Here is a 13639-nt window from a genome sequence, read left to right as displayed (position 1 = left end):
GAAGAAGACATGTCCTCGCAGAGCATCTTCCATTAGAACAAGGATGTCGAGGAGAGAGGTTTGGGCGTAAAACAATAGGGGAGACTGTTGCAACGGTTTCCTCTCGTTGTTACACGTCTTGCTTTGACATAACGGACGCTCGACCGAGCGTCCCTACAGGGTGCAGTTACGCTTTGATAGGAGGGATACCATTCCACTAGACACGTCCGAGCGTTCGTACATCATTGTTATTCGTCTCGCTTTGACACAACGGACGCCCTCCGGCTAGACACTCCCGAGCGTCCCTACATATCGCTACACGTCTCGCTTTAGCGGGGATACAAATTGCGACCCATCACGGGGAACACGAATCGTTACGCGTATCCTTTTTTATTATCTTTGCGGAGAAACACATTTATAACTCTTTGGGAGCTTATAAGGAAGCATAGAGGGGACATAAAGGTGTAGACCAAGACTTAGCAATAGATATGGGCGAACTGAGAACGTTGCAGGTGCAATTTGACACGTCGATCGCAAGATGGGAGCTACCTCTATTTCGTGGCGCCATTGTTAGCTTGCTCTCTCGAGACAATACGATGTATCACAATCATGAGGCTGGCGGGCTACGCTATGCTTACCCGTTGATACAGTATAGACGGATCGATGGCAAGGCGGCACTGGTCTGTGTGGGCGATGGCGTGGATGCGGTCGGAGACCTGCTTCGTGCGGAGAGCCTGGAGACGATGATCGGCCAGCGTCACGTGACGCTGGCGATAGAGCATATTGGTGCGGATAGACATGAGGTGGAGATGAGTGACCTGCCAGTGATCTATCAGCTGAGCGACTGGCTACCGCTGAATGAAAAGAACTATAAGCTGTTTGAGCGTGAGAGAGGTCTGGCGTCTCGTATACTGAAGCTGCAGCAGATCCTCACGGGCAATATACTCTCGATGCTCAAGGGGGTGGGCATCTTCGTCCCCTCGATGCTAGAGACAGAGATCCTCTCGACGACTCCTATGCGGTCTGTGAAGTATAAGGGGGTGCCACTGATGACGCTCGACATACAGTTTGCCACCAACGTATCGCTGCCCGATCAGATAGGATTGGGCCGGCACGCTAGTGTAGGCTTTGGGACATTGACAAGAATCAGAAACTAAATAAAGGACTTACTCATGGGATACTTATATGGCGCCTCTGTGCAAGGAATCCAAAACTTTATCTTTCAGACGAATGAACTGAAAGATATCGTGGGAGCCAGTGAGCTTGTGGCGCAGATCTGCACGCAGATCTTTCGCGAGACGGTCGGAGCGCCCTTCCGTGATGAGGCGCTGATCATCGGTGCTGCGGGAAATGTGCGCTACTACTTTGACGATCTAGATACCTGCGCTCAGACGGTGCGCTACTTCCCTCGCCGTGTGATGATCGAGGCGCCTGGCATCACGATCAGTCAGGCTGTCGTAGAGATGACGGGAGACTTCCCTGATAGGATCAATGAGCTGGAGGAGAAGCTCAGGAGCCAGCGTAACCAGCCCCAACCTAGTCTGACGCTCGGTGCGCTAGGTATGAAGCGATCCAACAAGACGGGGCTGCCCCTAGTCGCCTCTGAGGGGTCGGGCAAATGTGTCGACATGACGACAGCTGCTAAGAGACGCTATATTCACGCTCTATCGCTTGCTAAGAAAAGCTTTTATGGCACAGATAGTGATAAGGAGGTTGATCCTGATCAATACCCTTACGACATCGCAAAGCTGACGGATAGGAATGACTGGATCGCTATCGTCCATGCAGATGGCAATAGCTTGGGTCAGATCGTACAGCGTATCGGAGGAGACATGGCGCAGTATCAGCGCTTCTCCCAGCTACTAGACGAGGCTACCGAGCGTGCTGCCAATGCAGCCTTTGAGAAGCTAGGAGTGCGAGAAGGCGACGCCTATCCACTGCGTCCCGTCGTACTAGGAGGTGATGATATGACGGTGATCATACGTGGTAGTCTGGCTATAGCGTATGCGCAGGAGTTCATTCGTCAGTTTGAGTATCATACGGGGCAGGGAGAGCTAGGGCAGATCGTGCATGGTGCCACGGGGCTGTCCTGTCTGACGGCTTGTGCTGGGATTGCTTTTATCAAGTCTTCTTACCCCTTTCACTATGGCTATAAGCTAGCGGAGGATCTCTGCAGCGCAGCTAAGCATGATGCCAAGCGTCAAGTAGATGCTGGGGGTAGTATCCCCTCGTGCCTGATGTTTCACAAGGTGGAGGATAGCTACGTAGAGAGCTATGCGGACATCGTTGAGCGTGTGTTAATGCCCACCGATGCTCTCTCCTTTGCATTCGGGCCATACTACTTAGCGGAGCGCGCTGGCTACTTCACCATAGATGAGTTGCTGTCGTACTGTGATAAACTTCAGAAGATAGACGATGAGGGTGTCAAGTCTGGGCTACGCCAGTGGCTCACGCACATGCATCGGAGTGTAGACTTCGCTAGTCAGCATCTGGGTCGTATGAAGAGTGTGTATAGTGGAGCTAGTAGTAAGCTGGTCACAGAGCTCTGCGAAACGAAATGTAGACAACGAGAAGAAACTGAAGATAAAGATAAGACTACGGAGGTGACTATATATCCAACCTTCGATGTGCTCTCGCTGTATAGCATTATGAATGTGGTGACAAAAGATTAGAAACGGAAGCGATGAAGTATCAAGTAGAATTCTTCTCTAACTGGCACTGTGGCTCTGGTCAGTCGGCTGGAGCTGATGCTGACGAGCTGGTCGTAAAGGACCCGGATGGGCTCCCCTTTATCCCAGGCAAGACGATCAAGGGGTTACTGCGTGAGGCGGTGGCTAGTGTGCTACACTTCGGGGGTGGTGACGATATGACACTCGTTGACGAACTCTTCGGAAGTGAGAACCAGCAAGGCAAGCTATACTTTACCAATGCCTCTCTGAGTGAAGCCCTGACACAGCGTATCAAAAGCTCTGAAGAGCCTAGTGTGCTATCCTCTATGCTATACCAGACCTTGTCCTCTACAGCGATAGGAGATGATGGCCTAGCTAAGGATCACAGTCTGCGACGTATCCAGACGACTATACCGTGTACGCTATATGGCGAGATCAGAGGCTTGGAGTCTGAGGAGCAAGAGGCGCTGATGGAAGACGCCTTGCTGTTTGTCAAGCGACTAGGCTTAGGTAGAAATAGAGGCTACGGCCGTTGCAAACTTTCTAGAGTAGAGTAATGATGGAGGTATTGAAGTTTAAGTGTGAGCTGCTGTCTGATATCGTACTCAACGATACGCCAGCTACCGAAGGTAAGGCGCAGACGCTACCCTTTATCCCTGGGAGCAACTTTCTAGGCGTGGTAGCTAGCAAGCTATATAATAAGGAGGATGAGCGTAGCTTCTTGATATTTCATAGTGGGCATGTGCGGTTTGGAGATGCTAACCCCTCTCTAGAAAAGCGTCGTAGCGTAAAGGTCCCCGCTGCCATCTATCATCCCAAGCTAGGCAGTATAGAGCGGGAGAGCTATGTAAACTATCTTATCCCTGATCCAAGCAGTGCAGAGATGAGAGCGAAGCAACTGAAGCAGGAGCGCAAAGAGTTTTATGTATTTGGAAAGGAGCAGGCCTATGAGGTTAAGGTGGATAAGAACTTCTTCATCAAGTCTGCCTATGACTCAGCGAGACGTCGTGCTCAGGACGAGCAGATGTTTGGTCTAGAGGCACTGCAGCGAGGCGTGACGCTATACTTCTCAGTCGAGATAGATGAGGAGGCGCAAGCTTACCGTGAGGAGATCATCCGTGCACTGGTCGGGCAGCGACATATCGGACGCTCGAGGACGGCTCAGTTTGGACTCGTGGAGATCTCTCCGTATGACTTCGAGGAGCCGACGAGTACGGATGAGGCTGTCGAGCTAGGAACGGCTGGTCGGTGCGTAGCTGTCTATGCGGACTCTAGACTGATCTTCCTAGATGACAACGGCTATCCGAGCTTTCACCCTACGGCTCAGGATCTAGGGATAGAGGAGGGGCAGATCCTGTGGAATAAGTGTCAGGTACTCACCTTCCAGTATGCCCCGTGGAACTACAAGCTCCGCGCCTATGACTCTGACCGATGTGGCTTTGAGAAGGGGAGTGTCTTTATCGTTCAGACGAATGCGCAGGAGCTGCATGAAAGGTACATCGGGAGCTACTGCAACGAGGGCTTCGGGCGAGTCCTCTACAACCCCGCCTTCCTCCAGGCAGACCCTGCTACGGGACGCTCTAGCTATCGCTTTATGAAATCTTCTACGAGTCAAAAAGACAGTGCTACTCCAGCTCCTGAAGCCTTACCGGCACTCACTGGGGCTGACCAGTTGCTGTGGAACTATCTAGGGAGTAGAGTCTCTCGACAGAGCGAACAAAACAAGGTCTGGAATGTGGTAAATAGCTTCGTCAAGGAGCATGGAGGACGCTTCAAGAGAGATGAAGCCTTTGCCTCTCAGTGGGGCTCTATCCGCAACTTGGCTATGGTCGCAAATACTCCTGACAATTTGATTGGGGCTATCGAAGGCTATCTCAATCATGGCGTAGCAAAGGATAAGTGGGAGAAGAATGGGCGCAAGAAGGTACTAGACGAGTTCCTAAAGAAACATCAAAACAGTGGCTATCTGCAAGAGCTCGTGATCAACCTAGCCTCTATGATGGGCAAGCACTGCTCAAACAACAAATAACCCCTCTCTGAGAAGATATGGCACAAACATTTTATCCAATCCGATACACAGCACGGATCATCATCGAGACCACTAGCCCGCTATCCATAGGGTGTGGAGATAAAAACATAATGACTGATGCGCCAGTCCTGCGAGATGTCAATGGCTACCCATTTATCCCAGGAACTTCGCTCTCAGGGGTGATACGTCACTCGCTAGAGTCTCAAGAGCTAGGCAACACCCTCATGGGTTGGCAAGACCCGCGGGGTGGGGAGGGCTCTCGTCTCATCATCAGCGATGCTAAGATCCTCAACAGCAGTGGAGAGGTGGTCGATGGCTTGGCTCTCCGGGATACAGATGATCCTGTACTTCAAGCTTATCGGGTGCTACCGATCCGACAGCATGTACGTATAGGGCCGCGAGGCAGTGCGGAGCAAAGAGGCAAGTTTGACGAGGAGGTGGTCTTCCGAGGCACACGCTTCTGCTTTGACATAGAGCTTATTGCCGTGGAGGATCGAGAGGAGGCAGACTTTCTTAAGATTATTGACACGATCGGCTCTGATGCTTTCCGACTAGGAGGTGGTAGTCGCAAGGGCTTCGGAAGTATTCAGGTGATTTCGGCTCTCTATCGCAAGCTAGACCTGAGCCAGAAGAGCGATCTAAGACTCTATCTAGACAACTCCTCTAGTCTGCGAGACGGGCGAGAGGGCTTCGCATCTTATACGCTAAAGCCTGTCGAGGGTGAGGCTACGCTTCACTATCAGGTTTCATTGCAGCCTGTAGACTTCCTCATGTTTGGCTCTGGTCTTGGAGATGATGAAGCGGACAAGGGCTACGTCTCTGAGCAGCAGATCGTATGGAGTCAGGAGGGAGTAGGCTCTATCCGAGAGCGTACAGCGTCGATTCTCATTCCGAGCTCTTCGGTCAAGGGGGCTCTATCTCATCGCACCGCTTACCACTATAATAAGCAGTGTGGCATCTTTGCCGACAGGCTGGAAGAGTGCGACCTAGAGAAGGAACATACGGGTCAAAACAACAAAGCTGTGCGTCTCCTCTTCGGAGGCGAGGGAGATAGTCAAGGTCGCAACAAGCGACGTGGCTGTGTGCTCTTTACCGATCTCTTTATGGAGCGTCTGGATAGTACAGAGGATCACGTCTTCAATCATGTCAAGATCGACCGCTTTACAGGAGGTAGCGTCGGAGGAGCACTCTTCTCTGAGAAGGCGGTCTATACCAACGCTCAGAAGATCGAGCTAGACATCTTCGTCGACAAACAAGCTCTAGAGCAAGAGGAGCCTGAGCAGGTCAGCGAGGCTATCACCGCTTTCGAGAGTGCTCTGAGAGATCTCTGTAGCGGGATGCTTCCCTTAGGGGGCAACGTAAACAAGGGGTATGGACGATTCACTGGTTCAATCAAAAGAAATGGCGAGACATTATGAGAGTAGAGATTCGAGATATTAATACCGAGTTGCGCTATGAGGGCTACCTCTGGCTGAGTAATGCTGATGCACCCATAGAGTATAGCGACAGCCCTCTGGATATGACGCTCTTTGAGGGGGCTAACCCATTCATCAGAGAGGGCTACCTATATAGTCAGGAGGGCAAGCTCTCCCTAACTATCAAGCACGTTGATGGACATTACCTAATCAATCAGTATGAAGTCCCGGAGGGGGATCTCAAAGACCCAGAGGTGGAGCAGCTTCGCTTCGTGACTCATCGGATGTCTCAGCGCTATCTCAAGTTCCTTCGTTACTGGAGGGAAGATAAGTCTCCTGCTTGCTTAGACCTCCCCGTGAAGGTCTTCGACCGCATCGTATTTGTTGGATTTGAAAAGTAATACGCTATGTCAGTACACGCACCATTTAACTTCATACCTCTGTCCGACCAGGTATACATTCCCTCGTGGGCAGACCAGATCTCACACGATGTGCCGTTTTCTGATGGCGTAAGTGGCAAGATCCAGCTTATGATCACGGCTGAGAGCGATATCTTCGTTCGCAATGGACAGAGCAAGGATGCTGAGGATAACAGCTTTAGCCAAGTGTCAGACCGCTACTTCATCCCAGCTACCTCTATCAAGGGGGAGGTACGCAATCTTATGGAGATCATGAGCTTCGGTAAGATGAACCTCGACACTCGTGCCAAGTTTGCACAGAGAGAGTGGAATAACACAGACCTCTACACAATAAAGAATCCAAATGTGCAGAGGGCTATCCATTGTGGTTACCTGCGTAAGGAGGGTGATGCCTACGAGATCGTAGACCATGGTAGACCGCTTCGCATTAGTCATAAAGCTATAGATGATTGGTTTGAAGTAGATCTGTTAACGAGCCACTTTAGTCGTAATTCGCATTTCGATATCAATAAGACGAAAGAAGTGGATGGTCAGACATTTGACCCTAAGACAGCAGCCTTTAAGTATCATCTCTTTAAGGATGAGGATCTCGAAAATCTCTCCTTCACTGAAGTCCGAACCAACACCTTCACCTATGTGACCTGTGCAGATGATGGGAAGTTTACTGGCGACATAGTCTTCACTGGGTCTCCAGACCAATGGCAGGAGGAGCGTGGTATGAACGCTGGCAAGTATTACGAGTTTGTCTTCCCGTCACAGGGGACGAGGTGCTATAGCCTGTCAGAGGAGGAGTTTGAGCATTACGAATTCATCTACAAGGATTCTGACGACTGGAACTACTGGAAGTCTCACCTCACAGACACAGACAAGGGCGTGCCCGTCTTCTTTCGTACAGAGGACAACCAGATCAAAGACTTCGGACTAGCTCTGCTCTATAAGTTGCCCTACGACAAGACGCCTTATGACTTACTTCCTCAGGCTCATAAGGAGGAGTTAACGCACGACCTTGCCGAGTGCATCTTCGGCTACACCGGCAGGACGGACAGCTTGAGAGGGCGTGTACAGTTTTCCAATGCTTTCTCTACAAACGCTAAGCCCAGCGAGGAGGTTACGCTAGTCTTGGGGACTCCGAAGGCCTCTTACTATCCAATGTATATCGAGCAAGAGGGGGATAATGCTCGCACGAATCAATACAAAACGTACAACGATGGCCGTCTTGCAGGCTGGAAGCGTTACCACGTCAGGAATGGTGTGTGGCAGAAGAACCTAGGCAATGAGAATCTTGACTCAACGCTCACCCCTGTTTGCAGTGGTGCGACCTTTACGGGTGATATCGTCTTTCACAACTTGCGTCCTATCGAGCTGGGTGCGCTACTCTCGGCACTAACATTTCATGGCAAGCCCGATCTCTACTACCACCAGTTAGGTCAAGCCAAGCCCTACGGCTATGGACGCTGTCGCTACTCAGCGATACTGGAGGGTGAGGGGCTTGAAGAGATGAACTACTATATGGGTCACTTCGAGTATGAGCTGAGTGATAAGCTCGGCACACCTTGGCATCAGTCACCTCAGATTCAAGAACTCTTTGCGCTTGCGGGTAGTGCGGTATCTAACGAGACAGAAGAGTACAAGTATATGCGCTTGTCTACGGATCCTAGAGTTAATGAGTTCCAGGATGCCAAAGGTGGACAAAATGGAAGAGGCGATAAGTACTACTTACCCCGCTTTAGCAAGCTATCCCCAAGACATGCCTCAGGTCCTGACTCTCTATCGGAGGGTATTAAAGAGCAGATCAAAGCTCAACAGCTAGAGACCCTAAAGGCCGAGTACAATCAACGCCTAGCAGAGCTTGATACCCTATCCCTAGAGGAGGCCATACGGCAAGCAGAGCAGGTATTGACTCGTTTGAGCGAGAAGATGGAGAGCCACATGGATGGCGATATATACGCTCTCTATAAAGGCTTCAGAGAGAAGTTTGAGGCTAAGAAGACTGCGCTTGAAGAGACGCAGCGTCAGCAAATGCAAGAAAAAGCTCAAGCAGTGGAGAGCGTAGCCCGCTATGAAGCAGGCTTGAAGGGTAAGCTAAGTGCTACGAAATCTCTAAATGCCAATCTAACCGACATCAAGAAATGGCTGAAGGCTATTCAGGAGCAAGAGAAGCGCAATGAACTCAACGAGGAGGAAATTAAGCTCATCGCTCAAGTCTTCCAAGAGTCCTACGACACGGCTAATGCCAAGGGCAAAAAGAGTTGGAAGAACGGGAGTGCTTATCGTACAGTAGCGAAGGAGCTGGAAGAGACTTTGGCAGATGAAATCTTTGGGCTTCTAAGTATTAAGTAGCTATGAGCAAGACCATCGTATCGATCCTGAGCGATCATCTACTGCCCAACTTCCTTTTCATCAAGGAGATGGAGGGGCAGTACAGCGATCTGCTCTTCGTGAGTACCCCACAGATGGAGGCGCAAGAGAAGGCGATGCACCTCGAGGTCGCCCTAGGTCGTAAGAAGGATAGTGTGAGGCGCATTGTCGTTGCCAACGATAATTATAAGGATATCCTAGACACCCTGCGTGCGGAGCAGCTCTCGGATAGCGTGGAGTATATCGTCAACATAACGGGTGGCACCAAGACTATGTCGCTCGCTGTGCATGAGTACTTTTGCAAGTTCAACGCCAGCTTCATCTATGTCCCAATAGGCAAAAACAGCTACTACGACTTCTCTACGGATCAGACCCATTCGCTGGATTATAGGGTCAGTCTCAATGAGTACTTCACACTCTACGGCTTAGCGTATGACTATGACAATGGCTTAATCTGTGGAGCACAGAGACCATTCAAGCTCTTCGACGAACAGAAGATGTGCAACTTCTACCTCACCGAGGAGCTTAGATACGCTCAGAAAGCCCCACTACCTGAGCTACGTCGCTACCTCGGAGGAGAGTGGTTTGAGGAGTATGTCTATCTACGTATCAAGCGAGACTTCGAGCTGAGAGACGAGGATATAGCTAAGTCGGTCAAGATCTGCCGTCTCTCCTCTACATCCAATGATAATGAGCTAGACGTGGTCTTCGTCAAGGACAACGCCCTTTACGTCATCGAGTGCAAGGTCTCCATGACAGGCTACGGCAAGGTGCCCAAGTCTGTGGTCGACGAGTACCTCTACAAGCTCGCAGCCATCAGCAAGGACTTCGGGCTGCGAGTCAACTCCTACATCTTTACGCTACACCAGATGTGGCGCTTCTCAAAGGCTACTCAAGAAAACATGAGCAAGCGTATGCGCATCTTAGGCATACGTGATATTATCGATGGCCCTAAACTAACACAACCACTAAAACTGTAAGACCAAATGTCACACCGCAAAGTATTCATCTCCATACTAGGAACGAGTAATTATGGCCCATGTAAATATACACAGGGAGACTTTACCTCCTCTGAGACGCACTTTATACAGGAGGCGACGCTGGAGTTTCTCAATGTAAAGGAAACGTGGACGGCACAAGACATCGCTTACATTTTCCTCACACCTACTGCTAGGACTTCCAATTGGCAGGAAAGGCCAGTCTATAAGGGTGGAGAGGAAAAAGGCTACATAGGATTGGGACCCATACTAAACGAGATGCAGCTCCCTTGCCCTATTAAGACCGTTGACATCACTGAGGATGGCGACGAGCAGGGACTATGGAGCGTATTTCAAACCATCTACGACGAGCTTCAGGAAGGTGATGAGTTATACATAGACATCACCCACAGCTTCCGCTACCTCCCTATGCTACTGCTCGTACTGTGCAACTATGCGAAGTTCTTAAAGCAGACGAAGGTCGTCCACATCTCATACGGAAACTATGAAGCAAAGGCACCCGTCAAGCCACTTGTTGACTTGATGCCACTTGTTGAGGTGCAAGACTGGACCTTTGCAGCCTCCGACTTTCTGCGAAATGGCCGTACCGCTAGCTTCACGGCATTGGTTAAAGAAAGGATTCAGCCAATACTCAAAGCAACAAAAGGACAAGACGAAGATGCAAGAGCTTTACGTCTATTTCTAAACAGACTAGAGCCTCTCTCTCAGAGCTTGACTTCCGTCAGAGGTAAGGCAATCATTGATGGGGGGATATTTAGGGACCTAAATGACTCAGCTCAAAATCTGAAAAACACTCTCATCCCTGCGATGGCTCCATTGATTGACAAGATCAAAGACTCCTTCTCAGACTTTGCCCCGACGCCCAATATAGAGAACGGCTTTGTTGCTGCTCAGTGGTGCTACGACAAGCAGCTCTACCAGCAGAGTATCACAATCCTACAGGAGACTCTTAAGGGGTATACAGCAGAACAGGCAGGCTATCCATGCGATGAGCAACGATATCAAGACTTGGCGGCGGCTGCTTACAATATAACTGTCAAAAAACGACCTGAAAGAGAATGGAAGCTAGGCGAAAACAATGACGACCAAGAAGACTTCAACAGAAGAAAAGTCATTGTCAAGAGGATGCTCTCCTTGCCTCTAGTTCAGGAACTCTGTGGGCTCTATGATGAGATTAGTCAACTTAGAAACGACTTCAACCATGCGGGCATTCGCCCCAATCCGATGAGCGATATTCCAACGCAAATAGAAAGGAAGATGGTTCGTCTCTTCGAAGCTCTTAAGGATGACAAACTTACTTCAGCACCGCCACTCTTCCTAAATCTGTCTAATCACTCGTCAGACAAGTGGGGCGAGGCTCAGCTTGATGCCGCAAAAGCGTATGGCAAGGTGGTGGATATGCCCTTCCCCGAGATAGATCCAGGAGCGACTACAGAGGAGATTTATATACTCGCTGAGGAGTATGCAGAGGAGATCACCAGTAGGTATCCCGATCGTGACTTGACCGTCCACATTATGGGAGAGATGACCTTCTGCTTTCGCCTTGTCACCCTGCTACACGCACGAGGCGTCCGCTGTGTCGCATCGACTACGCAGCGCAAGACGAGCGAGCTAGAAGGTGGCAAGAAGGAGTCTATCTTTGAGTTTCAGGAGTTCCGAGAGTATTAAAGCAGAGCGTGTGACACGAGTCTGCAAGCATGCGCAGTGCTAGTAGACCTTGATGCGCACAGACCATTATCACGACTATGAGCGAGACCAACTTAGTCCTGACTGCTGATCAGAGCAAAGCCTTGGCTCAGATCCAGAGCTTCGTAGAGCAGGAGGCTAGCAGAGTACTCATACTCTCGGGCTTTGCCGGTACAGGCAAGACCACCCTCATGCGAGAGCTCGTCGACTGGCTTTTCGAGAGTGAGAGACGCTTTGTGATGCTTGCCTCCACGGGACGAGCTGCCAAGGTGCTGAGTGACAAGGTGGGAGCCAATCGCAAAGCGACATCGGCTCCAGACGCAGAGACGGAAGATACGGTTGATGTAACGCGATTTGCTCAGACCATACACCACTACATCTACAAGTTTATGGGATTCAATAGAGACATCAATAAGATGCTCAAAGAGATTGAGGCCAATGACAATGTAGACAATACGGGACAGCTGCTACTGCAGTTTGGTAAGCAAGACGCTAAGACGGAGGAACCCTCTATGCTCTATATCGTAGACGAAGCCTCTATGGTGTCTGACCTCAAGGAGCAAAACCCTAGACAAGCGATCTTTGGATCAGGTAGGCTACTCAAAGACCTCCTTGATATCAATCCTCAGGGCAAGTTTATCTTCGTAGGCGATCAGTGTCAGCTCCCCCCTGTAGGTCAGAGCGACTCGCCTGCGCTCTCGCAGAGCTACCTCTATGACAACTTTGGCATAGTCGCAGAGGAGGTGAGGTTGACTGAGATAGTGCGTCAAGCGAAGGGCAATGATATCATACTAGCCGCTGATAGAGTTCGTAAGCTATATGAGGATCCCCCAGCTGTAAGGTGGGGTAAGCTACCACTACGCAACTATAAGGACATAGAGCTCGTCGATAGTAGTAAGACTCTTTTGGATAGCTACATAGCAGACGTGCGTAGGGCAGGCTACACAGCTGCGACACTCCTCTGCACGACCAATAGACTCTGCAATCAGCACGCTAAGATGATTCGCCCAGCGTTAGGCTTTACTGCTACAACGCTGATGGAAGGCGAGCTACTCCTCGTCACACAAAACAACTTACCTTCCAATCTGCGCAACGGAGATCTCGTGCGAGTCGTCGCCTTAGACCAGAGAGAGCGACGAGCTGGACTCACCTTCCTCCGCGTAGAAGTCATGGAGATAGCTTCGCGACAGCTCTTCTCACTACTACTCATCGAGGATATACTCTATTCAGGCTATAGTAATCTAGACCAAAGCGCACAGAAAAGGCTCTTCATCGACTTTCACATTAGGATGCGGGAGCGGGGTATCAAGCAGGAGAGCCAGGAGTATGAGGAGCAGATGTTTAGAGATCCTTATCTCAATGCACTCCGAGCAGTCTATGGATACGCTTTAACCTGTCACAAGGCGCAGGGTGGGGAGTGGCCTCACGTGTATGTCTCTATACCGCGCAACTTCACCCTCGAAGCCAAAGCAGCCGCCTACCAGTGGCTCTACACAGCGATGACACGAGCCAGCGAGCGGCTCTACCTCGTAGATGAATTCTATATAGAGGGTTATAACAGAGTCTCTCTAGACAACCCCAACATCGTAGCTATACTATAAATGGCCTTACAGTAGGGTTGCACGGATCGTGTTTAGCGAGAGGGTGCCCGTCCCTGTCAAAGCGAGACGAGTAACGATAATGTAGGGACGCACGGTCTGTGCGTCCGTCCCCGTTAAAACCACGACGCTGTAACCTTTGATACAACGGACGCCCTCCCGCTAGACACTCCCGTGCGTCCCTACAAAGGGTTACACGTATCGTGTTGTGTCCGTCATATATACGAGTTTCAAAAACAGTTCCCCTCTTGGAACTCTTTAGTTCCAGCGGAGGAACTAATCGGGCAGCAGATAGATATAGACATCATCACCCATCAGCGTAACACGCTCTTCTTTTAATCATCCCCCCATATAGGAGTGGCTACCTTTTTGGAGCCTGTTGACTTTGCCAACAGGCTCTTCTTTTTGTATGACGGGCATATCATACCCCCCTGGGTGATCATTCGGGGAAACTTAATCCTTGTTCTAATGGAAGATGCTCTGCGAGG

General features: G+C 50.3%; 10 protein-coding genes. All 10 read left to right on the top strand.

Features of this window, described 5'->3' with window-relative positions:
- Window positions 1-467: 467 nt before the first annotated feature.
- The 10 genes from L215_RS0104525 to L215_RS09305 all read left to right on the top strand — a co-directional run bounded on the left by L215_RS0104525 (window position 468) and on the right by L215_RS09305 (window position 13154).
- The gene (locus tag L215_RS0104525; RefSeq protein ID WP_025884151.1) at window positions 468-1136 is read left to right on the top strand and encodes a CRISPR-associated endonuclease Cas6; all 669 of its coding nucleotides are present in this window, start codon (window positions 468-470) and stop codon (window positions 1134-1136) included.
- A gap of 15 nt (window positions 1137-1151) precedes the next feature.
- The gene (locus L215_RS0104520; RefSeq protein ID WP_025884149.1) at window positions 1152-2651 is read left to right on the top strand and encodes a Cas10/Cmr2 second palm domain-containing protein; all 1500 of its coding nucleotides are present in this window, start codon (window positions 1152-1154) and stop codon (window positions 2649-2651) included.
- A gap of 11 nt (window positions 2652-2662) precedes the next feature.
- Window positions 2663-3205, top strand: a complete 543-nt coding sequence (locus L215_RS0104515) for an RAMP superfamily CRISPR-associated protein (protein ID WP_025884147.1) — start codon at window positions 2663-2665, stop codon at window positions 3203-3205.
- Window positions 3205-4677: an RAMP superfamily CRISPR-associated protein gene (locus tag L215_RS0104510; protein ID WP_238296639.1), complete on the top strand. Its 1473-nt coding sequence runs from the start codon at window positions 3205-3207 to the stop codon at window positions 4675-4677. The genes L215_RS0104515 and L215_RS0104510 overlap by 1 nt, the downstream gene beginning before the upstream one ends.
- Window positions 4678-4694: 17 nt before the next feature.
- On the top strand, window positions 4695-6095 hold the full coding sequence (locus tag L215_RS0104505) for an RAMP superfamily CRISPR-associated protein (RefSeq protein ID WP_025884145.1): 1401 nt from the start codon (window positions 4695-4697) through the stop codon (window positions 6093-6095).
- The gene (locus L215_RS0104500) at window positions 6092-6493 is read left to right on the top strand and encodes a TIGR04423 family type III CRISPR-associated protein (RefSeq protein WP_025884144.1); all 402 of its coding nucleotides are present in this window, start codon (window positions 6092-6094) and stop codon (window positions 6491-6493) included. The genes L215_RS0104505 and L215_RS0104500 overlap by 4 nt, the downstream gene beginning before the upstream one ends.
- 6 nt (window positions 6494-6499) lie before the next feature.
- Window positions 6500-8851 carry a TIGR03986 family type III CRISPR-associated RAMP protein gene (locus L215_RS09310; RefSeq protein ID WP_025884143.1) on the top strand — a complete coding sequence of 784 codons (2352 nt, stop codon included), beginning with the start codon at window positions 6500-6502 and terminating at the stop codon, window positions 8849-8851.
- A gap of 2 nt (window positions 8852-8853) precedes the next feature.
- Window positions 8854-9849 carry a Card1-like endonuclease domain-containing protein gene (locus L215_RS0104490; protein ID WP_025884142.1) on the top strand — a complete coding sequence of 332 codons (996 nt, stop codon included), beginning with the start codon at window positions 8854-8856 and terminating at the stop codon, window positions 9847-9849.
- Window positions 9850-9855: 6 nt separating this feature from the next.
- Window positions 9856-11535 carry a TIGR02221 family CRISPR-associated protein gene (gene csx2 / locus L215_RS0104485; RefSeq protein ID WP_025884140.1) on the top strand — a complete coding sequence of 560 codons (1680 nt, stop codon included), beginning with the start codon at window positions 9856-9858 and terminating at the stop codon, window positions 11533-11535.
- Between the two features lie 77 nt (window positions 11536-11612).
- Window positions 11613-13154: an ATP-dependent DNA helicase gene (locus tag L215_RS09305; RefSeq protein ID WP_025884138.1), complete on the top strand. Its 1542-nt coding sequence runs from the start codon at window positions 11613-11615 to the stop codon at window positions 13152-13154.
- Window positions 13155-13639: the final 485 nt, after the last annotated feature.

The sequence above is a fragment of the Porphyromonas uenonis DSM 23387 = JCM 13868 genome (genome assembly GCF_000482365.1).
GTDB classification, from domain to species: domain Bacteria; phylum Bacteroidota; class Bacteroidia; order Bacteroidales; family Porphyromonadaceae; genus Porphyromonas; species Porphyromonas uenonis.
This window is presented reverse-complemented; position numbering and strand designations above follow the sequence as displayed.